The following is a 24,657-nucleotide window of genomic DNA, read 5'->3' on the forward strand; positions in this document are numbered from 1 at the left end:
GAGTTCCAGGCGTTCGGTCCCGGACGTCAAACGCATCGGTTTCTTGCAGACGTTCAATGATCGCGTTGTTTGAGACACCACGTTCTCGCAGCAGATCACGGCATTGCTGCCACGTCGGCAACCAAACCATTGATTCGACCAACCGCTCCATCGTTTCACTGCGCCGAAGGAAATGCTTCAGATCGAGGATAAAGAACACCCGATCATGAAACGGCGAGTCATGTTCGATCAGTGGCTCACCGTCCCACACATAGTGTCCGGGCTGAGGTTGCCACGGCAGGCCGGCCGCTTTGAGTTCGTGAGCGAGCCGGACCTCTTCGGTTGAGAAACGCATGCGGGTTCGCCCTAAGACTTCTTAATGATGCCTTTTTTCTTGGTCGCTTTTTTAGCGGCCTTTTTCTTGACGGTTTTCTTCTTGGCCGTCTTCTTTTTAGCAGCCTTCTTCTTCTTCACCGCCTTCTTCTTTTTCTTCTTCTTCGACGGGCCCTTCGCGGCTCGTTCGGCGAGAAGATCCAATGCGGCTTCGAAGGTCACTTCCTTCGCGTTCGTTCCTCGCGGGATCGAAGCGTTGGTTTCACCGTCGGTCGCGTACGGGCCAAAGCGTCCTTCGAGAATCTTCACCTCTTGGTCGGTGACCGGGCTCTTCTTCTCGAACTTGACGATCGGTTCTTTCGGCGCCGCACGGCCACGCGTCTTGGGCTGCTTGAGCAATTCGATCGCTTCATCAAACGTCACTTCGAGCGGTGACATGCCTGCGGGCAGCGAACGGGTTTCCTTCTCGCATTTCACATACGGCCCATATCGACCGTCGTGCGCCATAATCGGCTGGTCGTTTTCCGGGTTGTTTCCGAGGTTGCGAGGCAGTTCGAGCAGTTTGCACGCGATTTCGAAATTAACATCTTCCGGTGCGATGCTCTTGGGAATCGACTGGTTGCGTTTCTCTTCATCGTCCTTTTCACCGAGTTGGATGTACTGTCCGAATCGGCCGGCCTTGATGTATACGTTCTTGCCGGTTTCGGGATGCACACCGAGAGGTTCGTCTTCTCGCGCGGCAGCTTCGAAAAGCTCCATCGCTTTTTCGAGCGTCATTTCATCGGGAGCCATCCCATCGAGAATCGATGCCTTCCGATCGCCTTGCTCGAGAAACGGTCCATACTTGCCGACGCGGACGAAGACCTCTTCGCGGTGTTCGCCCTCGGTGGGAAACCCGAGCGAGAACATGGCCGTGACCCGTGGATCGATTTCCTCGATTTTCTCTTCGAGTCGCTTCTTCAGACCAACCGCCGCTTTGTGATCGGCGGGGAAGTCGAGTCCCTCCTCGTCGCCGAAGTAGAAACCTTTGAGATACTCGAGGGCTTCGGCTTCCTGGCGACTAATCGTGTCGAGGAAGTCTTCCATTTGGGCGGTGAAATCGTAGTCGACCAGCGATTCGAAGTGCGTTTCCATCAACCGGATCACACTGAACGCCGTCCAACTCGGCACCAGGGCGCTGCCTTTTTTGTAGACGTAATCGCGTTTCTGAATCGTTTCAATGATCGACGCGTAAGTACTCGGCCGGCCGATGCCCTTTTCTTCGAGCGTCCGGGTCAACGATGCCTCGCTAAAACGTGCCGGCGGCTGCGTCGTGTGGCTCTTCGGATCCATATCGGCAACGCTCAGCGGGTCGGTTTCGACGACCGATGGCAACAGGCGTTCTTTGTCAGCGAGTTCCGCTTCTGGGTCATCGCTGCCTTCGACGTAGGCCCGCAGGAAACCCTCGAAAAGAATGCTTGTCCCCGATGCGGTGAACGTGCAATCGCCACCTTCGATCGTCACGCTGATGCGTTGTTTCTTCGCATCGGCCATCTGGCAAGCGACCGTTCGCTTCCAAATCAATTCGAACAGCCGGAATTGGTCGCGATCGAGTTCGGATTGGACTGCCGCGGGAACGCGGAAGGGAGTCCCCGCCGGGCGAATGGCTTCGTGAGCCTCTTGGGCGTTTTTGACTTTCCCTTTGTACGTCCGCACGCTGTCGTGCAAGAATTGCTCGCCGTATTCGGTTCGCACCAAATCGCGAGCCGCACCGACCGCCTCTTTCGACAACGTCGTCGAGTCGGTCCGCATGTAGGTGATGTAACCGTTTTCGTAGAGTCGTTGTGCGGCCTGCATGCAGCGTCGAGCCGTCATGCCGAGTTTGCGGTTCGCCTCCTGCTGCAACGTACTCGTCGTGAACGGAGCCTTGGGACGTTCGACGAACGGCTTGACTTCGACTTTGGTTACTTGGAAGTCCGTCCCTTGCAGACGCTGGGCCAGATCCCTGGCGGCCTGTTCGTCCATTTGCAACAGCTCGGGATTGATCAGCTTCCCGGTGTCTGGATCGAAATCTTTGCCGCTCGGAATTTTGCGTCCCGAAACCAAACTCAACGTGGCCGGCAATGAGTCGCCGTCCTTGGTTGTGAAGATCGCCTCGAGATCCCAATACGTCGCGTCGTGGAAGGCGATCCGCTCGCGTTCGCGTTGGACGATCAGGCGAACAGCGACGCTCTGAACGCGACCGGCCGACAGTCCCGGGCCGACCTTCCGCCACAACAACTGCGAAACATCGTAGCCGTAGAGCCGATCGAGAATACGACGTGTTTCCTGGGCACGCACGAGACCGTCATCGATCTCGCGGGGTGTTTCGAGAGCATGCTCGATCGCGTCCTTGGTGATCTCGTGGAACACCAAACGGTGAACCGGAACGGACGGTTTGAGCAATTCGTAAAGGTGCCAACTGATCGCTTCTCCCTCGCGGTCTTCATCGGTCGCGAGATAGAGGCTGTCGGCTTCTTTCAGTGCGTCTTTGAGCTTGTCGACCTGTTTCTTCTTGTCCGCAGGGACAATGTAGACCGGTTCGAAGTCCTTTTCGACGTTCACCCCGAGGTACGCCCAGGGCTCCTTTTTGTACTTTTTCGGAATGTCCTTGGTGCCACCGGGCAAATCTCGGACGTGTCCGACACTGGCTTCGACCTGGTATCCGCTGCCCAAAAACTTCGAAATCGTACGGGCTTTTGCGGGCGATTCGACGATTACCAAACTCTTGCTGGTCGATTTAGCCATGAATGGGCGGGGCGTTTGGGAAAAGAGGACGAGGCGAAAAGCAAAAATGTGAATTGAGGCGTTGTGACGGAAACTTTCGCAGACGTCAACATGAGGTGACGAACCGACGCCGCATCCTGTTCACATCGCCCCGCCTCCCCAAAACCGAGCCAGCGAGTTGATACACGCTCTCGCGAAGGCAAATTACGCAGCTTTGGCGGCGGAGGCAAACCCCACCCGAAATCAAGATTCTTGGGCTTTCTTGATTTCGTCGAGCAAACGCCCGGGGCTGCCCATCGCGTTGTAGCCACCGTCGACGTGCAGAATCTCGCCGGTGATCCCGTTGCTGTCGTCGCTCAGCAAAAACGCACCGGTGCGGCCGACTTCTTCGTGGGTCACATTGCGTCCCAGTGGCGCCATGTGTTCATACATCTTCAGCATGTCTTCAACGCCCGCAGCACGACCAGCGAGCGTTCGGATCGGCCCGGCAGAAAGTGCGTTGACCCGTACATTGCGGGCGCCCATATCGAACGCGAGGTAACGCATCGCGGCTTCCAAGGCGGCTTTGCAGACTCCCATGACATTGTAACCAGGGACACATTTTTCCCCGCCGTAGTACGTCATGGTCAGAACAGATCCGCCAGGGCTGAGGATCGGTTCCGCCGCCGCGGTGACCGCCATCAGCGAGAAAACGCTGGCTTCCATCGCGATTTTGAACCCGTTTCGAGAAGTGTGCATTGTTTCACGTCCGAGGTCCTCCCGATCAGCAAACGCGATCGAGTGCAACAAGAAATCAATCTTCCCGAAAGTTTTCTCGGTGTGCTCCATCACAGTGCGGATGTCATCATCATTATTCGCGTCCATAGGTAGGAGGAATTCGGCGCCATCATATTGATCAGTCAGTTTTGCGACCCGGCGACGATTTTTTTTCTTTTCATCGTCAGGTCGGTCTGGAAGGTGCGTGAACCCGCATTTGCCGCCGTTTTCCAGGATCTGCTGAGCGATTGCCCAAGCGATCGAATGATCATTGGCAACACCGACGATGAGTCCTTTTTTACCTTCAAATTGCATATTTTACCTTTTCAAACGGTTGTTTTCTGTCGGGGGTCTTGCTGTTGGGGCGACCATCATCGTCACACGCGTCCACCCTCACAAGGCATCCTTGCGGCTCGATTTTGGAATTTACCGTGATCGGATCACCTTCCGCCCAATACAGTAGCAGCAACAATTGCGAGAACTCACAGGGGCCCCACATGTCATCGCCTGTCATTCAAGCCAGTTCGGCACCGAGAGGTCAGCTCACCGACGACGAGATCATCGTCCAGAAGATGCCTCTCCTGCTCGGTCTGCTTGCCGGAGCCAACGCGGACAATTTGGGCACAATCCGCTGTGGCGTTGTCAGTCAAAACAAGGATCGTTGGGAAACCAGTTTCTGGACGGGCGATGAATTCGACAGCGCCCACGCACTGGCGAGCGAAGCGATCGCCCAGGGCGAAGTGGTCAAGGAAAACGAGTTCGCCGCGGTGGCGGTCAACTTGCTGGGCGTCCAAGAGTCGATCACGGGCAATCAATCCAACCGAGCGACAGCAAAACATACCGGCGGCGATTCTCAGGTCACCCGGTCGGACGATGCAGGCGGATCCGACTGCGTTGTTCCGGGAGCGCCCAACCTGGCAATGCTGCTTTCAATCGGCGGGCAGCCCGCTTCCGCGGCTCTGCTGCGAACCCTCGCGGTGACACTCGGTCGTTTTTTAGTGCTGCATCGCGATCGCCAAAACGACACCCGTCGGTTGTGGCAGACGTCGACCATGCTGCAAAACGCGGCCCAGTGGCAACAACTCGACGACGATGATGAGTTGCTCGAATCGGTGGCCACGTGCGCCTGCGAGGTGCTGTCGTGCGATCGGGCTACCATCTTCCTTTGGGACAAATCTCGCCGTCGGTTGATCGGTCGTCCCGCCATCGGAATCGAAGGCGGAGTGCTCGAAGTGGAGGACAACGCCGGGATCGTTGGCGAGGTGTTGCAGAGCCAAAGCCCGCGTTGGTGGTCGGCCGGAGGAAACGATGGCGGACGCGTCAACCGACGGATCGACCAAGCACAAAACTTCAACACGCATTCTCTTCTAGCCGTGCCGATGGTGAACTCCCGCGGCCAAGTCATCGGCGTGTTTGAGGCGATCAACGCGAAACCCGGTGACCATCGCGAAGGAGCATTTGACTCCGCCGACGTACGCACGTTGACGGAACTCGCCCTTCACGCTGTTGTCGCAATCGATTCGCAACGAACCAGGGTGAACCTGACCCGCACGCGAGACCGTTTGGTGTCACAAGCCGCCGCCTCGAATCCGTTGATCGGCAACCACGAACTGATTCGCGAGATCCGAACCAACGCGACCAAGGTTGCCCCGACCGATTTGAGCGTGCTGATCCTAGGTCAAAACGGGACCGGCAAAGAAGTTTTGGCGCAGCACATTCACTATCAAAGCGATCGCAGAAACGGACCGTTTGTTGCCGTCAACTGCGCCGCCCTGGTCGAATCGTTGCTCGAGAGCGAGTTGTTCGGGCATGAGAAAGGCGCCTACACCGATGCGTCGAGTACGAGGCAAGGCAAGTTCGAACTCGCCCACGGCGGCACTCTCTTCCTAGACGAAGTCGGCGACATGAGTCCCGGTGGCCAAGCCAAATTGTTACGAGTGTTGGAAGAGCGCGTCGTCGTTCGTGTCGGCGGTTCGCAACCGATACCGGTCGACACGCGAGTGATCGCCGCGACCAATCAACCGCTGCAGGATTTGATTGCAGCCAAACGGTTCCGCGAGGATTTGTTCTTCCGGCTCAACGTGGTTTCGCTAACCCTCCCACCGCTGGCTAGCCGCGGCAGCGATGTCATGTTGCTGGCAGAACACTTCCTCGAGCATTTTTGCCGGCAGATCGGACGCGTGGTTCCGAAATTCGACGAAACCTCACGTCGCGCGATGATCATGCATCCATGGCCAGGAAACGTCCGTGAACTGCGCAACACGATCGAACGTGTTTGCTATCTCACCACGAGCGACACGATCCACGAGGAAGATTTGATGCTCCGGCCCGTCGAGGGGGATATGCCGCAATTCCCCGCCGGCTCGATGAAGCACACTTCCGGTGGCACGATCATCAACCTCAACGAAGCAACCCGGGAGTTCCAAGTCGCTCACGTGGAAGCAGCGATCATGGCGTGTGGGGGAAACATGACCGAGGCGGCCAGCAAACTCGGCCTGCATCGTTCGAATCTGTACCGCAAGATGCGTCAATTGGGAATGTCAACGTCCGAATGACGAGGCGTCTGGCAATGTCGGTCTCTTTTCGCGTAACCTAATGGGATGAACAATCCCAACTATCCCGCCGACGGCCCCAACTATTCCGCCGACGGCTACGCGGCACAGCCTCGTGTCGAAACAATCGGTTCTCTCCGCTGCATCGTCGTCGACGGATCGGCTGACGCGCACATCCCGGTCATCTTATGTCACGGGTACGGGGCACCGGGCGACGATCTCGCTTCGCTGACCCCGCACCTGATCGAATGGATCGGTCGCGACTCCGCCGCTCTTCGATTCATTTACCCCGAAGCGCCCCATGACCTCTCCGAGCTCGGCATGCCCGAAGGCCGTGCCTGGTGGTCGCTCAACATGATGGCTTTGCAGGAATTGCTGCAAACCAATCGCTTCGATGAACTGCACGACCAAGTCCCGCCGGGCATCGACGAAGCCCGCGCAGCCCTGGGCGAGACGGTCACGAAAATTCTCGCGGAAACCCCCGACGATACGCCTTACGTGCTGGGCGGTTTCTCGCAGGGAGCGATGCTGACCATGGACTTGGCACTGCGAGGTGATGTCCGTCCGCCAAACATCCTCGTGCAGTTCTCCGGCACGTTGGTGTGTGAATCGTTGTGGAAGGAAAAACTCGATCGCCTCAAAGACACCCATGTGCTGCAGTCACACGGGAAGATAGATCCGATCCTGCCATTCTCCAGCGCCGAGGCGCTGCGTGACATGCTGCGGGAAGGCCACGCGGAAGTCGAGTTCATGGCATTTCAAGGGCCACACACGATCGAAACCGATACACTGTTTCGTTTGGTGGAACGGCTACGCTTACTGGCGGTCGCGACTCAGCAATGAGCTTTCTCAGTGCGACGTTGCTGATAGGGACATTGGCGGCAGGGATTCCCGTCGCACTGCATTTGCTCGCACGTCAACCACCCCGTCGCGTTGTCTTTCCGAGCGTTGCGTTCTTGCAGCGTCAGTTAACGACGCAGACCAGCCGATTACGGATCCGGCGTTGGTGGTTGCTCGCGTTGAGGATCATTGCGCTGATCGTCTTCGCCCTCGTGCTCGCGCGACCCCACATCGATTCGGCGATGTCATCGGCCTGGACCACCGTCGGGTTGGTCGCGTTGGCAACGCTCGCACTTCTGATACTGGCGTCGGTCGCATTCTCGAAGGGACTGGGCCGTCGTCTTGCCTGGTCCTTGCTTGCCGTCGGTGTTCTGTTGGCATTGGTGACCGGCATCGGCGCGGTCCGCGCGATCGCGACAGGGCGGAAACCGGAATTCGCAAACAATCGACCGCTCGCTCTCGCACTCGTGATCGACAACTCACCGGCCTCAGCGTGGACCTCGGCGGGCGGATTTCGAGTGGAGGAGTCCGACGCGGAATCTAGCAGCGGTTCCTCTACCGACACGTTAAACACTCTCTTCACGTCGACGTCTGCGGGAACTCGGCTTTCAACCGTAAAGAGTCACGCGAGAGAAATCATCGACCGTCTGCCTTCGGGGAGCCGCGTGGCAATCATCGATCGCTCAACATCGCCGGCAGGGTTCTCTCTCGATCTCGCCGCAGCCCGTTCGCGAATTGCCCAACTCAAACCGATCGCGTCGCCAATGTCGATCACGGATCGAACTCGCTCGGCGATCGAACTGGTCCGGACGAGCGATTTGGGTGAACGTCACGTGGTCGTGATTTCCGATCTGGCTCGCCCGACATGGGAAAACGACATCCCCGAAACGATCGAACGATCGCCACTGAGACCTAGCAATCACGAAGACGTTCCGATCCATGTTCTCAACGTTCACGAAACATCAGTGCTCGGTTCGAGCGACACAGCGAGCACTGCAGATAAAGCCCAACGAACCGGAACAGAACTCCCCGCGATCAACCCTTGGCTCTCGCCGCCCCAAGTCGCCGACGTGGCCCCGTCACCCGGCGTGGCGATTCCGATTCGATTCGATGTCGGCATGTGGCGAGAGTCACCGACGGGCGCCCCCTCCGGCGCAGGCGGTGGTACAGCGATCGACGCCAAAGGTTTCACCGCCACGGTGCAAATGAGCCTTTATCAACGCGATCCTTCATTGCCTGTAGTACGGGACGGGAATCTCGTTTTACCTCCGCTTCGATCGGTCGATCGTGCTTCGATTCAACTTTCCGGATCGGGAACGAATTTCCGCGATGAAGTAATCCTGACACTCCCGCCCCTGGCACGCGGCACGCACCACGCGGTCATCGAATTGGTCGGTGACGATCGATTCATGTGGGACAACTGGCGTTTTCTCACGATTGACCTACCCGAACCACCGAACGTTTTGATTGTCGGCGATGACGCAGACGAAACCAGAGTTCTCGCTACCGCGATGACAGCTCCACATTCACCGGGAGATGAATCAGCGAGCTATCGAGTCCAAACGGTCGTCTATCGTGATCTAGCTGCGGTCAATTGGAAAACCTTCGACATGGTTGCGTTGATCGATCCTCCACTGCGGTATTCGAAAAACGAAAAGCAGATCGCGGGAACCAACGAAGGACTCAGCTCGGCGATCCTCGAACAAATCGCGGGGGTCGTCACGAGAGGTGGCGGCCTGATGGTAAGCCTCGGCCCTGGCTCAGAGGTCCTTACCGAAGCCCAACCGGGCTTGGCTCAAAAAGGGGACACTGCATCTCGTTGGATAGTCCCGCCGCTCGTTCGTTCTTGGCGAGTCCCCAGCCCTGGAACGTTTTGGCGGATTTCCTCGCCAACGCATCCGGTTTTCAGCTCCTTGATGCGTCCGTCCTCCATGCCAAATTGGAGCGACTTTCGCGTGCAACGTTATTGGCAGGTTGGAACGGAAGATTTTCCCGCCGGTTCCGAATCCGACTCGGCACCGCTCGCTTCTTCGTGGGAGATACTCGCTCGCTATGCCGCTGCGTCGAACAACTCAGCCGATTCGCCGGCGGCGGTACTCACCCGACGACTCGGCGAAGGTAGGATCGCCGTGACGACCACGCCGCTTCCCGCTCTCGGGCAGAAAACGCGAAAGTGGAATGAACTGTTCTCTGCCTCCGACGCGTGGCCTGCGTTCATGACGGTTCGCGGACTCGCCGCTTTTTTGACCGGAATCGATCGCCGCGACGCGACCATCCTCACCGGGCAAACCGCCGTCGTGACGCCTGACACCTCCACCACCGCGATCAGCCCCGCATCGACAACGAGGTTTAACGGGGGTGTCGCGAAGGAAACTCGAGACACGTTTAACGGGAGCGCCACGGAACTCCCCGCGTCGCTCGAACTGTATTCACCCGGGCAAAACACCGGTCGCACGATCCCGTGGACACGTTCCGACATCACGGTTCGTGACACGGACACTCCCGGCACCTATTTCCTGCGAGGAACGAATCTGTGGAGCGGATTCTCCGCGAATCTTTCGCCTGAATGGTCGCGTGGTGAAACGACTTCCATCGAAACACTGCGAGCGTGGTTTGGGGACAGCAATTGGTCTCTGCAGCGTGACTCCCAATCGCTTTCACTGACGGGCAGCGGAGGCGGGTCGACGGCGGTCTCATTGCACGCACCACTCACTCTGTTAGTAGTGATCGTGTTCTTGGCAGAACAACTGCTGAGCAACCGGTTCTACCGCGGCGCTCGTGACCGGGAGGATGCGTGATGCGATTGAGCTACGACCCGATTTACGATTCGGGACTGGTCGGCGTTCTGCTGACAGCGGCCGTTGTGATGCTGTTGTTCGTGATCACGCCAAAAGGTATCTCCCCGCAACGACGTTTTATCCTGTTGGTTTTGCGTGGGCTCGCCGCGTTGGCATTGGTGCTCACGATGCTGCGTCCCTCGGTCGTGCGAACCGACAACCGACCAGCCGCAGCAACGCTCGCGATCGCCATGGATACGTCGCGCAGCATGACACTCGCGTCCGGCGACGAATCTGCCGCGTTCGCGAATTCCGGGTCACCGGCAAATGGCGACGCGGCGACGAATAGTGACGTGGACACTCGTTGGCAGCAACAGGACAGGATTTTATCAACGCTCGGCGAACGGCTCACCGAATTGGACGACCAACTCAACGTCGCCTTGTACCGCTACGACCGTCGCAGTGAATCCATCGCGAGCGGCCCTGCGAGCGACCTTCGTCAGACGCTCGGCGTAAAAAACCAACTACGTCCTACCGGTGTCCTCACGGATTTGTCGACTCCACTCGACGCAGCCGTTGCGGCATCGCGAGGCACACCGCTCGCGGGCATCCTGTTGTTAAGCGACGGGACACAGACCGCTGGCCCGGACGTGCAGTCCAAAGACCAGACCGATTCACCGAGCGAAACAAACCCGACCACCGAAGGGGGTGACCCGATCGCATCAGCTCGACTCGTCTCAGCAATTGGTGTCCCCTTATGGACCGTCGCACTCGGTCCACGCGCGGACACCAATCGCATCCAAGACGTGTCGGTTCAATCGCTCCCGGAAACCTACCGGATGTTCACCGGCAATGAGACGGAGATCTCTTTCGAAGTCCAAACCCAAGGTTATCCGGGCGTACCGATTGCGTTGACGGTGGACTGGGTCAACGCCGCGGGAGTTTCGCGCACCGCGGCAACACGGACCGTGGTCAGCGATCAACCCTCCCACACGGAGGCATTTCGCATACCAGTCGTTGCACCGGATCCGGGGCAATATCAACTGTTTGTTCGAGCCCGTCCTCCCGCCGGCGAGCCGAACGCGTCGAACGATTCCCAGCTCGCTTTTGTCGACGTTCGTCCGGGAGGTGGCCGGGTTCTCTATCTCGAAGGAACCCCGCGTCTCGAACAGACCTTCCTTCGCCGAGGCCTGCGTCGCTTTCCTGACTTGGAGTTGACGTACCGGTGGATCCCACGAGACACCGCCACGCGTTGGCCGGCGAGCCTCGCTGATGACTTGCAGACAGGTCGATTCGATGTCGTCGTCATCGGCGACCTGCACTCGGCGGCGATCGGCGACAAACAACTCGAACAGTTGGCCGACGCGGTTGCTGCCGGCACCGCGTTGGTGACGCTCGGCGGCGAACGAGCCTACGGGGCGGGAGGTTACGCTGACACGCCGCTCGCCAAAGTCCTTCCGGTCCGAATGGATGGCTCAGTCGCGATACCGCCGGGCCGAGAAATCGACAACCGTTTGCGAGGTCAACTTGCTGGCCCGATCACGCTTCGACCTTCGCGAAATCATCCGATCACAACCATCAAAACATTGGGCAGAGACGCAAACTGGGCAACACTTCCGCCGATGCCTGGAGCCAACGCGTTGCCGGGCGTCAAAACGAACCCAGGCGTGCAAGTGCTCCTGGAGGATGAAAACGAAGCTCCGATGCTAGTCGTCGGCGAATACGGACAAGGACGAGTCGCCTCGCTCGCCTTTGATTCGACATGGGTCTGGTGGCGCAGCGGTGCGAGCGAATTCCACCGCAGGTTCTGGCGTCAACTCATGCTATGGCTGCTCTCGCGAGAAGAAGACCGCGACAACGAACTGCAGTTGGAAATGACGCGGCGTCGATTCAGCACATCGCAAAGCAGCCTGCTGAGCGGCAGCATTTCTCTCAGCCCCGACACTACCACTCGTTCCGAAAATTGGTCCGCGGAAGTGGTATTGGAATCTGGTGAAACAAGACCATTGAACCTCACCGCCAACACCCGCATCAACGGTGACCAACGCGAGACCATCCTAAACGCCGAAATTTTTGGCGCAGCGACCGAGATGCCAAGTTCGAACAACGCGTCCGATTTGCCCGACGATGGCACCTCGCCCTCCCCGAGCGATAACTCCCAAAGCGATAATGTACCGCCCGCTGCGACGGTCTCCTCATTCCCACCGGGCATCCACCGCGTGAGAGTCCGTCTGGGCAATACGTCGAATCCGACCGTCGCGGCGGAGTTGCCGTTTCAGATTGTCGACGATACTCGTGAATTATCGGTCATCGCGGCAGACCACGCTCTGCTAGAACGGATCGCGGCGATGACGAAAGAATCAGGCGGCGCGGCGTTCCGACCTGACCAATTAGACAAACTAGTTGATCAAATCACAGCCCAACGCCGGCGTGCTGAACGTGCGGTCATCCAAAAGTGGCGACTCGGTGATGATCCCGCCAGCGGTTGGATCTTGTTCGCCCTGTTTGCCGGTTGCCTATGCTCCGAGTGGACCCTCCGTCGACGCTGGGGGCTGGCGTGAACGCCTCCTGATTGGACATTATTGGTGCAACCTCCCGTTGGATCTGTCCGACAATACTGCGGCCGCTCTGTTTTTCGTTTTCGGATCTTCGAAGAAAGATGATATGACCACAAACGTCGACGCCATCGGCTCCTCTTCACTGGCATCCTTTGACATCCAACCGCGGACCCGTTTAGTTTTCGGCCCCGGTTCGTCTGACAAGATTGCGGAACTCGCCGGATCACTCGGCGGTCGTCGCGTCATGGTGGTCAGCGACGCGGGAATTGTCGACGCAGGACATTTCGATCGCGTGGCCGGTCATCTTCGCAGTGCCGGTTTCGAGGTAGGCTCTTTCCATGATTTTGCCGAAAACCCGACTTCCACGATGGTGGACGCGGGGGTCGCCGCGGCCGCAGATTTTCAACCTGACTTGCTGATCGGACTCGGTGGCGGCAGTAGCCTGGATTGCTGCAAAGGGATGAACTTCGTTTTCAGTTGCGGCGGCTCGATCCATGACTACCACGGCGTGGGCAAGGCGACCACGGATCTGTTGCCGATGATCGCTGTTCCGACGACAGCAGGTACCGGCAGCGAGACGCAAAGTTTTGCGTTGATCAGTGACGCAGAAACGCATGTGAAGATGGCGTGCGGTGATCCTCGCGCGGCATGCCGCATCGCCGTCTTGGATCCCGAGTTGACGCTCACGATGCCACAAAGTGTTACCAGTTTGACCGGCATTGATGCGATTTCGCACGCGTTGGAAACCTACGTCACTCGGAGGCGAAACGCGATCTCGGTCACCTACAGCCGTCGCGCCTTTGGCCTGTTGGCGTCGTCATTTGCGAGAGTGCTCGCATCCCCCGACGACGTCGAAGCGAGAGGCAACATGCAATTGGGCGCGTCGCTCGCGGGGATGGCGATAGAGACGTCGATGCTCGGTGCCGCTCACGCGACCGCCAATCCACTCACCGCACGACACAACATTGTTCACGGTCAGGCAGTCGGCTTGATGCTGCCCGCGGTGATCCGATTCAACGGAACGCAGCATGCAGATTGGTACATGGAACTGCTCCGCGAGATCGATCCGGAAACCGCATCCAAAGTACGCACGCAGGACGCCCCCGATCAACTCGCCGATGTCGTTCAGGAATGGGTGCAGTCAGCCGGTCTGGCAACATCGCTCGACGAACTATCGATCCCATCCTCGGATATCGGACTGTTTGTCGAAGACGCGCTGCAGCAGTGGACGGGAACGTTCAACCCGATCGCTCTGGACGAAGACACCACGAGAGCCCTCTACCGCGAAGTCGCGTAGATAGATCTGCCGGAAGATCGTTCGAGGTAAAAGAACACTCACCGTGTTCACCATTTGCCGTGTTCGCCATTTACCGTGCCTCACAACACGGCGTCTGGACTATGCCTTCGCTTGCGGCTGCTTTCGATACTGGCGAGCGAGCGATCGCAGCGGGGAGCCAAAGCTGTAGTAGCAAAAAACCAGGGGCAGCGCGACCCAATGGAGTAGGAACATGCCGACAACGGCAAACATCGCCTGACCAATCTGGTTCGGTGCTCGTCGGCCTCGCACCAACTGCGCGAACACGTGAGGGTAGCTGAACCGCGACACCATCAGGAACGCGAGTATCAACGCGAGCACGGGAATGAAATAATGCGACGCCATCAGCGACCACTCGCTGACGTGCCATACCCACTCGGGATAGTTCTCTGCGGTAGCAAAATCCTTTAGATCGGGAATCGCGATCGCGAACGCGGCGAGCGTACCGGCGGCCGCTGGGCTCGGTAAACCTTCAAAACCCTCGTGGTCGTCATCTTCGGTGGTCTCTACGTTGAACCGAGCCAACCGAATCAGAACGCAAACGGCAAACAACACGCCGATTGCCCATGTCAAACGTTGGGGCAACGCGTCGCTGATTCGCCACACGATTACCGCCGGCGCCACACCGAACGTGACCGCATCACAGAGACTGTCCAACTCAGCACCGAATTGGCTGGCCTGACCGGTCAACCGCGCCGCGGAACCGTCCAACGCATCAAACAACATTCCGCCAAAGATAAGCAGTCCGGCGGCGAACAGTTTCGATTCGAGTTCCCACGCCAGAGTATCGGTACTGACAGCGATCGCGATCGCAGCCAAACCGCAAACGCCGTTGCCGAGCGTCAACACGGTCGGCAATACCGCGAGCGTTAGTCGCCGACGCTCACCCCGCGGGCGTTTGCGTCGACGTCGCCTACGACCGCCGGGTTCGCCAAAGTCCTGTTCCAATTCGGCCCCATCATCGCCATATTCCTGCGGATCAGACTCGCTGTCGGTCCACTCGGACAGGGGCGGCCGTGGTTTGAGTTCACTCATGCAATTCAGACGTCGGAATCAATAGAGACTTCGGATTGGTAACGGGCAATGACGGTCGCACCGGCCGACACTCTTTGACCGACCTTTGACACGATGGAAAGCGATTCGTCGTGCGGAATCACCAACTCCGTTCGCGACCCCAGCTTAATCATTCCGAACATTTCACCTCGCGCGAAAACATCGTCCACGCGAGCCCAGCAGACAATTCGCCTGGCAAACTGCCCGGTTATCTGTCGAATCCGGATAATCCGTCCATCCAGATCACCGCTTTCCAACTCGATATCCAGATTCTCGTTCTCTCGGGCCGACCGGGGAAGCAGGGCATTGAGAAATTTCCCACGTCGATATCGCACCGCAACAACGCGCCCCGGCAACGAAACACGATTGGCGTGAACGTTAAAAACTGACAGAGAGATGCAAAATCGGGTCGCCGGCCCGATGACCGGATCGTCATATCGAACAATCTCCAACAGTTTCCCATCGGCGGGGGCGACCACCGCACCGACCTCGTCCGCGATCACACGCCGTGGACTGCGAAAAAAACAGACGATCAGAATTGCCACCAACAGCGGCGGCAGAAAAAGCGGCCACCAGAACAGCCCCATCAAGACACTGAGCAACACAAACGCGCCACCTAGAATCAGCAGTTCCGCCAGCCCCACCCGAACAAACGGCAGAGCATCACGCCACAAAAAGGGATCATCGGCGTCCGCCCACCAGTAGCTGCCCTGATTGCGGTAATACTTCATATCGCGAGAATCGACCGGGTCGAAGCCCAAATCGCCTCGCTCTCCCTGTCGACGATCGGCCATTCGGGCCACGTAACGGGGACGGAATCTCCTGAGATAAGCCCGGCGTAGCCGCCCCCACGTGAGTTCCAAAGACATGATCACACCGCCCCCCGGTTGAATCGTCTTAATCGACGGATCCATTGCCGGCAGTGCCTCAATCTCCGACCGATCTGATCGAGGCGGCATAACGGATTCGGTCGGGGTGCTCATGGAGGACAAGCGTAGCGGCTACAATATCCCTTTGTCGATAAGACGTCCGCCATTTGCCATTGCTCCAACAGACATGATCACACCTCGCTATCTGCTACCATTTGACTCGCGTCGGGCGATCCACCGATTCACCGATGTCCTCGTAATCGGTGGCGGTTTGGCAGGGTTGCGGGCGGCAAATGCAGTGGAACCGAACCTCTCAGTGCTCGTCGTCACCAAAGACCATTTGCGAGAATCCAACAGCAACTACGCACAAGGCGGAATCGCCGGCGTGCTCGACCCAGAAGACTGTTTCGACGACCACGTTCGCGACACTTTGATCGCGGGTGCTAACCTGTGTGACCGCGATGTGGTCGACCGCGTCGTTCGTGAAGGGCCTCGGCGTATCGAGGAACTCATCCGCTGGGGCACTCAATTTGATACCGACGCCGGTGAACTCGCACTGGGTCGCGAAGGCGGACATTCGCATGAGCGGATCGTGCACGCGATGGGCGACGCGACCGGTCGGGAAGTCATGCGTGCGGTGATCGATCGCAGCCGTGAAGCCCCCAATATCGACATTTGGGAAAACGCCTTCACGGTCGACCTCCTGACTCTCGAAGGTCGCTGCCGCGGCGCGGTGATCGTCGGCCAAAACGAACGACCGACAATGGTTTGGGCCAAAGAAACCATTCTTTGCACCGGAGGAGTCGGGCAGGTGTTCCGCGAATCCACCAACCCCTCGGTCGCGACCGGAGACGGCACCTCGATCGCCTATCGGGCCGGCGTTCAACTGCGTGACATGGAGTTCATTCAGTTTCACCCCACGGTACTCTACATCGCCGGTTCATCACGGTCGCTGATCACCGAAGCTGTCCGCGGGGAAGGAGCGTACCTGTTGGACTCGCACGGGGATCGCTTTATGCCCAATTACGACGACCGGGCAGAACTGGCTCCCCGTGACATCGTTAGCCAATCGATCGTCAGCCAAATGAGTGCCACGTCGCACCCGTGCGTTTACCTGAGCCTCGCTCACCTCGATCCGAAACTTGTCCTCAGCCGGTTTCCCGGTATCGCAGCCACCTGCAAACAGTTCGGTCTCGATATCACGACCGATCGCATCCCTGTTCGTCCCGGTGCGCACTACATGATCGGCGGGGTCACCGTCGACAGCCAGGGACGCACCAACCTGCCCGGATTGTGGGCGGCGGGCGAAGCGACCAGTTCAGGCCTGCACGGTGCCAACCGGCTCGCTAGTAACAGTTTGCTCGAGGGACTCGTCTACGGGGCACACGCCGGCGAGGCGGCGAGTCGGGCCGCGGCGGAGGGGCCACACAAAATGATCGCTTATCGAATCCAGCAAACCGCTCGCGAACATTCTCAGGCGTTCGATATCGCAGATGTTCGGGTGTCGCTGAAGAGTTTGATGGGACGGCTCGTCGGTGTGCAACGTGATGCCGACGGCCTCACTCAAGCCAACGAGCAAATCCGTTCTTTCTCGGCGTACGTGATGTCACACCAATTCAACAGCGTCGAGGGCTGGGAACTGCAAAACCTACTGCTGACGGCCTCGGCGATGACCTCCGCTGCACTCGCACGGTGCGAGTCCCGGGGCGTGCATTTCCGCAGCGACTATTCCGAAGTCGACAACGAAAACTGGCGATGCCATCAAACACAGCAAATTGACGTCGACGGGGGCTACCCGGTGCGGGGCGAACTGATCACCCGCCCCACATTCGACCACGTTGCCCCGCAATCGTCGAACGACTAAGTTTTCTGCTAGTTCACGTCTTTTCCCGCAATCTCATTCCCTAACGTCAGTACACAGAAAATGGCCGCTCCCCGCGTTCTCGTTCTTCGCGCCCCCGGCACCAATTGCGATGTCGAAACCGCCCACGCGTTTGAGCTGGCCGGTGCGTCGGCGGAGCGCGTCCACGTCGGTCGCCTGACCGAAAACCCCGCTCTGCACAAGCGATATCAGATCCTCTGCATCCCCGGTGGCTTCAGCTACGGAGATGACATCGCGGCGGGGCGGATTCTCGCCACCCGCATGCGGCACCATCTCGACGACATGATCCACCACTTCGTCGACGCCGGAGACAATCTCGTTCTGGGGATTTGCAACGGGATGCAGGTCCTGATGCGTTTGGGAGTGCTGACCGACGGAGTCGAAACACCGCAACTGGCCAACGCCGCTTCCGAAGACAGTGTCGCCAGCCCGAGTGATCAGAGTTGGACCGCAGACTCGGCGAACGCCGGACACGTTGCTCCGCCGGCCACGTTGACCTGGAACAACCATGGGCGTTTCGAAGACCGCTGGGTCCACCTCGCGGTCGACCAAACACCTTGCGTGTTCCTGAAAGACATCGACCAAATGTACCTGCCAATGGCGCACGCCGAAGGCAAGTTCGTTGCTCGCGACGCGGACGCGTTGGAGCAACTCCGATCGGCCGGGCGTCTGGCTCTGCGGTACTGCGACGAGAGCGGACAGATCGAATCCGAAACACTTCCGTTCCCGGTCAACCCGAACGGAGGCGACGCCAATGTCGCCGGTGTGTGCGATGCGTCCGGCCGAGTGTTTGGCCTGATGCCACACCCCGAACGACATATCGACGCGACCCAGCACCCGTTTTGGACGCGGCGAAAAGAACAACCCGAACACGGTGACGGGCTCACGATGTTCCGAAACGCCGTGCAGTGGTTCGCGTAGTGCCCGACGCAGACGCACACGTCGAAACTCGATTCGCGTTCGGCAAGAACTGGTCCGCGTTTCTCAAACAGGTCGATGCCGAACGAATCGAGCAAGCGATCACTTCACTTCGCAATTTACTCCTGCTCGACGCGGCTGATCCACAGCCGCTATCCGGAAAACGCTTTCTCGACATCGGTTCAGGGAGCGGGCTGTTTTCCCTAGCCGCCATTTCCCTCGGCGCGTCCGTGGTTTCGCTGGATATCGACCGCGATAGCTTCACGTGCACCCAAACGTTACGTGATCAGTTCATCGCTTCGGTCGATCAGGATCAAAACCCGGCGAACGTCGCCTGGGACGTCCACCACCTCTCGGTGCTCGACACTTCCGCGATCGAATCACTGGGCCAATTTGACGTTGTCTACAGCTGGGGCGTGCTGCATCACACCGGAATGATGAACAAAGCGATCGAAACCGCCGCCGAGCGGGTCGCCCCAGGTGGCTGGCTAGCGATCGCGATCTACAACGATCAAGGCGGTGGCAGCCGTCGATGGCTGCGAATCAAACAAGGTTATCACCTGATACCCTCATTCGTTCGCCCGATCTACGTTGCGGCAGTCGCGGGATTCTACGAAACCAAATTCGCGGTCGCGCGACTCGCCCGTGGACAGAACCCATTGCCACTGAAAGACTGGAAGAACAAACGCAACGATCGCGGCATGAGCGTCTGGCACGACTGGGTTGATTGGGTTGGCGGATTGCCCTTCGAAGTCGCCTCGCCCGAAGCGATCGTCTTGCCCCTTCGCCGACATGGCTTCGTGCTGGAAAACCTCCGCACGGTCGGCTCCGGCTGGGGCTGCAACGAGTACGTTTTCCGTCTCAACGCCTGAAACGAAAACGCTACGGGTCAGGCGGGAAACTCATCAAGAACTCGACGTTGTTCTGCGTCGCGGCGAGTTTCTTCGTGAGTGTTTTCATCGCATCGGTTGGGGACATTTCCGCGAGCGAACGCCGCAAAGTTTGAATCCGGCGATACTCCTCATCGTCGAACAAGATCTCCTCCCGCCGAGTCCCACTCCGCGACAAATCAATCGCGGGCCAAACCCGGCGCTGCACGAGGTCTTGGTCGAGAACAATCTCGAGATTGCCTGTTCCTTTGAATTCTTCAAAGATGACATCGTCCATTCGGCTGCCCGTATCCACCAGAGCGGTCGCAAGAATGGTCAACGAACCTCCCTCTTCGACTTTCCTCGCCGAACCGAAGATGGCTTTGGGTTTTTGCATCGCTCCCGCGTCGAGCCCTCCGGTCAGAATCTTGCCGGTCGCCGATTCAGCGTCGCTGTTGTAGGCACGCGCCAGCCGTGTGATCGAATCTAAAAAGATCACCACATCGGTTCCCGATTCCACCATCCGTTTGGCTTTCTCGACGACCATTTGGGCGACCTGGATATGACGAGCCGGTGGCTCATCGAACGTGCTACTGATCACTTCGCACTGATGCGATTTGATCTCACGTTCCATCTCGGTAACCTCTTCGGGCCGCTCATCAATCAGCAACACAAAGACGTAGGCTTCGGGGTAGTTCGCGAGCACACCGTGCGCGAGTTGCTGCATCAAGATGGTCTTACCCGCACGTGGCGGACTGACAATCAAACCACGTTGACCGAACCCGATCGGGGTGAACAGGTCGACGACCCGAGTGCTCATCTCCCCAGCCGAATGCTCCATCACGATGCGCGTTCGCGGATGCAGCGGGGTCAACTCATCAAACGGAACCTGGCGTCCGCGTCGCGACGGCTCGCCGTGGTTGATCGCTTCGATTCGCAGCAACGCGAAGTATCGTTCGTTTTCTTTCGGCGGCCGAATCTGACCCGCGACATGACTGCCGGTATGCAATCCGAAGCGCCGAATCTGACTGGGCGATACGTAAATGTCATCGGGACACGACAGGTAGTGGTACTGCGCACTGCGAAGGAAACCAAAACCATCCGGAAGGATTTCGAGAGTGCCCTCGCCATACATCAAACCGTTCGCACTCATCTTCGTCTTGATCAGACGGAAGACGAGTTCCTGACGGGCGAGACCACCGACGTCTTGCAAGCCTTCGCGTTCGGCGAGTGCGAGCAACTCCGCGTGCGACATCTGTTGCAGTTGCACGAGATTGACCGGTGACGCATTCTCGTCGGGATGAGGAATACCGACTCGTCCTCCCGCCTTGGTTACTTCACTGACGATTTCCTCAGGCAGCGAAAGAGGATCGCGTTCAGCATCGAGTTCACGAACGCGTTGATCGACGGCTTGGTCAGGGTGGCGCATGCGACGAGGTCCGCGACGTGAGTCGCGCGCCGACCTGGGCGGGGTGGGAGGTTCCATGATAAGGAGAACCGGTCGGGGAGGGCGAGAGAAGAGGAGAATGTACGACGTCTCGTTTGAGAAAAGACACGAGATGTCGCGGAGGGGTTCAGCCGCGGCGATCAAAGATCACTGTGCTGAACAATGCCCCAGTGTAGCCAATCGGCATCCTATTGTCAGGTACGAATCTTGATCACGCGTCGAGCGGACGACGAAACGCCCTTGGGGGGCCTGGATGGCATTCCGTTGGTAATGCTTGTGTCTTGTGCGGGGAAAAACGACCGTTTGGCAAGATAGGAAAGCCGACTCGACGATCCGGCTTCTAAGGTTTTTGGCGGATTTGCCGTTTCATCCATGATTCCGGCTAAGCCTCGGCCGACTCTGCGACCGATACTACCGGTACAACCCGATATCCAATCGACACCATTTTGGTGTTGCCTTTTGGATAACCGGACAGATTCAAGCGACCCGCAGCCACGCGGGGAAGATTCGACCTCGTAGGTTTGCCAACGCGATTCGCGTCGGAAAACGTTCGTGATTGATTCTCAGGGCGCTGGCAGCAACTCCTAGCATGACGGTGGAATAACGATGTCGGTACGGAAGCTGACGACGAAATTGGCGATGTTGCTGGTATTGATAACCGGAGGCGTCAACGTATCGGCGGGAGATCATGATCTGCCGCCCGCGGACCCATTCGCATTTGATCCAGACTTTCATTGGTTCGAGCCAATCTACGATGCGGACATCCTCGACATGAAGCCCAAAAAACGGGCTCATACCGGATGGTTCTCTACGTACGATCGGATTCATCTCTACGGGTCACGTCCCGAGCAAACCGACGACATCAACGACAGCAACAAGCTCGACTACGGTGGCGGCCATCGTTACGAAATCGGATACATGCGGCCGGACGAAGACACCGGGATGCTGTTCACCTTCCTCGAGAATTCGGCGGGTGCAAAGGACGGCCTGCAGGTCGATGCACTCAACCGCATCAACGACGAGGACCTCGACGGTGAACCAACCTTCGCCCTGGGCGACAACCGATTCGGACTACCGGTTTTCTCGGAAGATGGCAACGTGATTGGCTACTCACGTCGGTTCTATGACGTTGGGCTAACGCTCAACCAAATGAACATGCGTAGTTATGAACTGAGCAAAACTTGGCGGATGGAGCCGTATCACTATGGCGGGATTCTCGAGCCAATGCTCGGCTTCCGAGTCATCACCGCGGACGATGGCGGCTCGCTCTCCGTGCTGCGTCAACCACAGATCGACGGTATCCCGTTCGGCACATCTCCTTACGTTCAGCCACTGATCGGCGACGAGTTTGAAAACACCGAGATATTCGAACAGAGCATCGCGGAGATCGAGAACAACATCTACACCCTGCAAGCCGGCTTCCGATACTTCAAGTACCAAGGACGTTTCTGCTACTCCGCAGAATTCCGCGGGTTCACCGGTATCAACCTGCAGTGCTATCGCAGCCAACGTCGTGAAACCACCGTCACCTACGACGGCAACGATGCCGGAGCGGATGTTGTGCGAAACATCACCGTTGCCAACGCGGCACAGTTCCTAGAGAACGAAGAGTTCATGCTCGGCTTCGACGCTCGTGCAGAACTCGGCTACCAACTCACCAGGATGATCAACGTTCGATGCGGTATGCAATTGATCGACCTGGCGACTGGGGTCTGGCGATCGAGCCGCAACCTGACCGAACAAACCGGCGGGTTGTTGACACCGACGATCGAAACCGGCGACCAAAATCAACATTACGTCGCTGTCGGTTACACGTTCGGCATCGAACTGAACCGCTAAGCATTAAGAGATAGGGCGGAGGAACGCCACCGTCTGATCGATAAGATGATCAGACGGTGGCAACTCGCGTTGATAGACTTACCTTAGCAACAAGTAATCACGTTTCGAATTCCGATTCGCAACTTCCGGCCGCCAAAGACTCTTGACGATCAAGACTTCCTGGCCCGAGAACTACTGCGTTGACCGCCGCAGCCGCCTGGCCCGCTTCGCGGTCAACAGCATCAAACGATTCTCATCCTGGAACTCGGTGACGGTCGCGGTAATCACCCAGTAATCGTCTTCCGGATCCTCATCGATCGCACGTGCAATCCGATCGAGCATCAGGTTCTCAATCACGACCATCGAGTCGAACGCTGGCGTGGTCACGGTCGCGCGAGGTACGGCAGCATCGGGTTGCCCCAAACGGTTTGCGGAAGTCTCCGACAACTCCTCCGGCCCACCCGAGTTCCGATTCCTTCCCAACAGAGTGTCCTGATCAGGCAGAATCTCGCGTGCGAGACCGTCCTCGACCCACTCGGATTTACCGATCCCGGTCGTGCGAGCTTCGGATTCCACCAAGAAACTCCATCTCTGGCCACGAACAACAAATCGCCCGCGCATCGGACCAACATACGTGCCCTCGCGTAGAACGATCTGAATCGCCCGTTTCGTCGGCGCACCGTCGCGAGTGTCGGCATCCGATTCTCTGTTTTGCGAGAATCCTGTTGTTGCGTTTCCTCCGCCGCCAAATTGGGCCCACCCGGGAAGAGCAACCGCCAGCGATCCCAGGACAGCCCCCAGCGGCAAGAGCCCCGCAGCCAAAGCAAGACGTCTTCTTCTGCCGAAACTAAGTCTTCTGCGGAAACTAACCATTGCGGGGAATCGCAATCGCATGAAGACTCACCACGCTACCAACAGCGATCATCGCCAGCCCCAACCAACGGGGTGGGTGCACGCGTTTGGTGGGTTTCGGATGCACCTGCATGAGGAACGAACTGAAGGTATCTTCCTCAGTAACCGCTGCCTTTCGCGACATATTCGCCAGTGCACGTGTTGTCGGTTCGTTGAGAACAAAAGAGTCAATCATGCGGAACTGCGACCCCAACAACAGCAACAGTACTCCGATGAGAAAGTAACGATTGCGATTCATTTCCATTTCGAGATTCCCGGCAAACTAAATGGGGCGGTGACCGACGGTTTCACACGACAGTATTGAGTTCGTCACAACGCCGGCGCGTTCCGCAATACAGCCCGCAGATGATGCTTTGTCCCGATTCTTTGGATTGCTGTTATTATGGCGGTTTCAACGTAGTGTCTTGCTGCAACAGGTCCTGAACTGGAGGTTCCCACCGTGTCGCTCGCTCTCCTGATCGACGGCTACAACGTCATCGCACCGGCGGCGGCCCCCGGCCGTGGAGATACAACCGATTGGCTCGCCGCGGAAAGGCACCGTCTGCTGCAACGGTTGATCGATCACCTAGACCCAACTGTTCGTGAACGAACCTGCGTCGTTTTCGATGCAAAGAACGCCCCGCGAGATCAACCTGATCGTTACAACCATCACGGAATCGACGTTCGCTTTGCCGTCGACTTTCCCGAAGCAGACGACCTCCTAGAACAGATCATCTCGGCACACCCTACCCCCAAAAACCTCACCGTAGTCTCATCCGATCATCGCGTCCAAGCCGCGGGCCGTCGACGCAGGGCGGGTGTCTATGACTCAGACGAGTGGCTGGACCGACTGCTCGAAGGAAGAGTCCTTTTGAAGCATCGCCCCAAACCGAAACCAAACTCCCCAACCACAACCCACTCGCCACCACTGCCCCCAAAATCGCCGAGTCGCAAACGCAGCAAAACACGTCAAACGGACGACATTGCTTCGCAAATTTCGGACGAGGCACTCGAGGATCTCATCAGAAAGCACCAGTGAGGCTGGCCTGAACAAA

General features: G+C 58.1%; 18 protein-coding genes. 10 read left to right on the plus strand and 8 right to left on the minus strand.

Annotated features, from left to right (window positions below):
• The 3 genes from RSSM_RS23510 to RSSM_RS23520 all read right to left on the minus strand — a co-directional run.
• Positions 1-334: hypothetical protein (locus RSSM_RS23510; protein ID WP_008685332.1), on the minus strand; the 334-nt coding region annotated here is incomplete at its 3' end.
• Positions 335-345: 11 nt separating this feature from the next.
• Complete coding sequence (topA, locus tag RSSM_RS23515; protein ID WP_008685333.1) at positions 346-3,078, minus strand: type I DNA topoisomerase; 2,733 nt, start codon at positions 3,076-3,078, stop codon at positions 346-348.
• A 222-nt stretch (positions 3,079-3,300) separates the two neighbouring features.
• Positions 3,301-4,128 carry an enoyl-ACP reductase FabI gene (locus RSSM_RS23520; RefSeq protein ID WP_008685335.1) on the minus strand — a complete coding sequence of 276 codons (828 nt, stop codon included), beginning with the start codon at positions 4,126-4,128 and terminating at the stop codon, positions 3,301-3,303.
• A 182-nt stretch (positions 4,129-4,310) separates the two neighbouring features.
• On the opposite strand from RSSM_RS23520, the gene RSSM_RS23525 reads away from it, so the two are divergent.
• The 5 genes from RSSM_RS23525 to RSSM_RS23545 all read left to right on the plus strand — a co-directional run bounded on the left by RSSM_RS23525 (position 4,311) and on the right by RSSM_RS23545 (position 13,837).
• Positions 4,311-6,368 carry a sigma-54-dependent Fis family transcriptional regulator gene (locus tag RSSM_RS23525; RefSeq protein ID WP_008685337.1) on the plus strand — a complete coding sequence of 686 codons (2,058 nt, stop codon included), beginning with the start codon at positions 4,311-4,313 and terminating at the stop codon, positions 6,366-6,368.
• Positions 6,369-6,413: 45 nt separating this feature from the next.
• Complete coding sequence (locus RSSM_RS23530) at positions 6,414-7,208, plus strand: alpha/beta hydrolase (RefSeq protein ID WP_008685341.1); 795 nt, start codon at positions 6,414-6,416, stop codon at positions 7,206-7,208.
• Positions 7,205-10,003, plus strand: coding sequence for a BatA domain-containing protein (locus RSSM_RS23535; RefSeq protein WP_008685343.1), 2,799 nt, complete (start codon positions 7,205-7,207; stop codon positions 10,001-10,003). The genes RSSM_RS23530 and RSSM_RS23535 overlap by 4 nt, the downstream gene beginning before the upstream one ends.
• On the plus strand, positions 10,003-12,543 hold the full coding sequence (locus tag RSSM_RS23540) for a glutamine amidotransferase (RefSeq protein WP_008685346.1): 2,541 nt from the start codon (positions 10,003-10,005) through the stop codon (positions 12,541-12,543). The genes RSSM_RS23535 and RSSM_RS23540 overlap by 1 nt, the downstream gene beginning before the upstream one ends.
• 139 nt (positions 12,544-12,682) lie before the next feature.
• A complete protein-coding gene (locus RSSM_RS23545; protein WP_085980022.1) occupies positions 12,683-13,837 on the plus strand; it encodes an iron-containing alcohol dehydrogenase in 1,155 nt (384 codons plus the stop codon).
• 99 nt (positions 13,838-13,936) lie between these two features.
• Here RSSM_RS23545 and pssA read toward each other — a convergent pair whose 3' ends face one another.
• Positions 13,937-14,890 carry a CDP-diacylglycerol--serine O-phosphatidyltransferase gene (gene pssA, locus RSSM_RS23550; RefSeq protein ID WP_008685348.1) on the minus strand — a complete coding sequence of 318 codons (954 nt, stop codon included), beginning with the start codon at positions 14,888-14,890 and terminating at the stop codon, positions 13,937-13,939.
• A gap of 5 nt (positions 14,891-14,895) precedes the next feature.
• Positions 14,896-15,702 carry a phosphatidylserine decarboxylase gene (locus tag RSSM_RS23555; RefSeq protein WP_236621336.1) on the minus strand — a complete coding sequence of 269 codons (807 nt, stop codon included), beginning with the start codon at positions 15,700-15,702 and terminating at the stop codon, positions 14,896-14,898.
• A 262-nt stretch (positions 15,703-15,964) separates the two neighbouring features.
• Between RSSM_RS23555 and nadB the strand changes: the two genes are divergently transcribed.
• Genes nadB through RSSM_RS23570 form a run of 3 tightly spaced genes read left to right on the plus strand, consistent with a single transcriptional unit; the run spans position 15,965 to position 19,449 of the window.
• On the plus strand, positions 15,965-17,641 hold the full coding sequence (gene nadB / locus RSSM_RS23560) for an L-aspartate oxidase (protein WP_008685351.1): 1,677 nt from the start codon (positions 15,965-15,967) through the stop codon (positions 17,639-17,641).
• Between the two features lie 60 nt (positions 17,642-17,701).
• Positions 17,702-18,580 (plus strand): phosphoribosylformylglycinamidine synthase I, encoded by an 879-nt coding sequence (gene purQ / locus RSSM_RS23565; protein WP_008685353.1) that lies wholly within the window; start codon positions 17,702-17,704, stop codon positions 18,578-18,580.
• Positions 18,580-19,449: a class I SAM-dependent methyltransferase gene (locus tag RSSM_RS23570; protein WP_008685355.1), complete on the plus strand. Its 870-nt coding sequence runs from the start codon at positions 18,580-18,582 to the stop codon at positions 19,447-19,449. The genes purQ and RSSM_RS23570 overlap by 1 nt, the downstream gene beginning before the upstream one ends.
• 10 nt (positions 19,450-19,459) lie before the next feature.
• Here the strand turns inward: RSSM_RS23570 and rho are convergent, their stop codons facing one another.
• Positions 19,460-20,875 carry a transcription termination factor Rho gene (gene rho, locus RSSM_RS23575; protein ID WP_008685356.1) on the minus strand — a complete coding sequence of 472 codons (1,416 nt, stop codon included), beginning with the start codon at positions 20,873-20,875 and terminating at the stop codon, positions 19,460-19,462.
• Between the two features lie 624 nt (positions 20,876-21,499).
• Between rho and RSSM_RS23580 the strand changes: the two genes are divergently transcribed.
• A complete protein-coding gene (locus RSSM_RS23580) occupies positions 21,500-22,732 on the plus strand; it encodes a hypothetical protein (RefSeq protein WP_008685358.1) in 1,233 nt (410 codons plus the stop codon).
• Between the two features lie 171 nt (positions 22,733-22,903).
• Here RSSM_RS23580 and RSSM_RS34945 read toward each other — a convergent pair whose 3' ends face one another.
• Together RSSM_RS34945 and RSSM_RS23590 are read right to left on the minus strand one after the other, a co-directional pair.
• Entirely contained in the window at positions 22,904-23,287 is a 384-nt protein-coding gene (locus tag RSSM_RS34945) for a hypothetical protein (RefSeq protein ID WP_236621337.1), read from the minus strand.
• Between the two features lie 289 nt (positions 23,288-23,576).
• Complete coding sequence (locus tag RSSM_RS23590) at positions 23,577-23,861, minus strand: hypothetical protein (RefSeq protein ID WP_236621338.1); 285 nt, start codon at positions 23,859-23,861, stop codon at positions 23,577-23,579.
• Between the two features lie 201 nt (positions 23,862-24,062).
• On the opposite strand from RSSM_RS23590, the gene RSSM_RS23595 reads away from it, so the two are divergent.
• Positions 24,063-24,641 carry an NYN domain-containing protein gene (locus tag RSSM_RS23595; RefSeq protein WP_008685363.1) on the plus strand — a complete coding sequence of 193 codons (579 nt, stop codon included), beginning with the start codon at positions 24,063-24,065 and terminating at the stop codon, positions 24,639-24,641.
• Positions 24,642-24,657 lie beyond the last annotated feature (16 nt).

Origin of the sequence: Aporhodopirellula sallentina SM41 (assembly GCF_000346505.1) — a bacterium.
GTDB classification, from domain to species: Bacteria; Planctomycetota; Planctomycetia; order Pirellulales; family Pirellulaceae; genus Rhodopirellula; species Rhodopirellula sallentina.

Bases quoted from the DNA above. Each gene is read 5' to 3' on its own strand.
- RSSM_RS23520 (WP_008685335.1), bottom strand. From the start codon at position 4,128: ATGCAATTTGAAGGTAAAAAAGGACTCATCGTCGGTGTTGCCAATGAT.
- RSSM_RS23530 (WP_008685341.1), top strand. From the start codon at position 6,414: ATGAACAATCCCAACTATCCCGCCGACGGCCCCAACTATTCCGCCGAC.
- pssA (WP_008685348.1), bottom strand. From the start codon at position 14,890: ATGAGTGAACTCAAACCACGGCCGCCCCTGTCCGAGTGGACCGACAGC.
- RSSM_RS23555 (WP_236621336.1), bottom strand. From the start codon at position 15,702: ATGGCCGATCGTCGACAGGGAGAGCGAGGCGATTTGGGCTTCGACCCG.
- RSSM_RS23580 (WP_008685358.1), top strand. From the start codon at position 21,500: ATGTCGGTACGGAAGCTGACGACGAAATTGGCGATGTTGCTGGTATTG.
- RSSM_RS23535 (WP_008685343.1), top strand. From the start codon at position 7,205: ATGAGCTTTCTCAGTGCGACGTTGCTGATAGGGACATTGGCGGCAGGG.
- nadB (WP_008685351.1), top strand. From the start codon at position 15,965: ATGATCACACCTCGCTATCTGCTACCATTTGACTCGCGTCGGGCGATC.
- topA (WP_008685333.1), bottom strand. From the start codon at position 3,078: ATGGCTAAATCGACCAGCAAGAGTTTGGTAATCGTCGAATCGCCCGCA.
- rho (WP_008685356.1), bottom strand. From the start codon at position 20,875: ATGCGCCACCCTGACCAAGCCGTCGATCAACGCGTTCGTGAACTCGAT.
- RSSM_RS23525 (WP_008685337.1), top strand. From the start codon at position 4,311: ATGTCATCGCCTGTCATTCAAGCCAGTTCGGCACCGAGAGGTCAGCTC.
- RSSM_RS23590 (WP_236621338.1), bottom strand. From the start codon at position 23,861: ATGAATCGCAATCGTTACTTTCTCATCGGAGTACTGTTGCTGTTGTTG.
- purQ (WP_008685353.1), top strand. From the start codon at position 17,702: ATGGCCGCTCCCCGCGTTCTCGTTCTTCGCGCCCCCGGCACCAATTGC.
- RSSM_RS23540 (WP_008685346.1), top strand. From the start codon at position 10,003: ATGCGATTGAGCTACGACCCGATTTACGATTCGGGACTGGTCGGCGTT.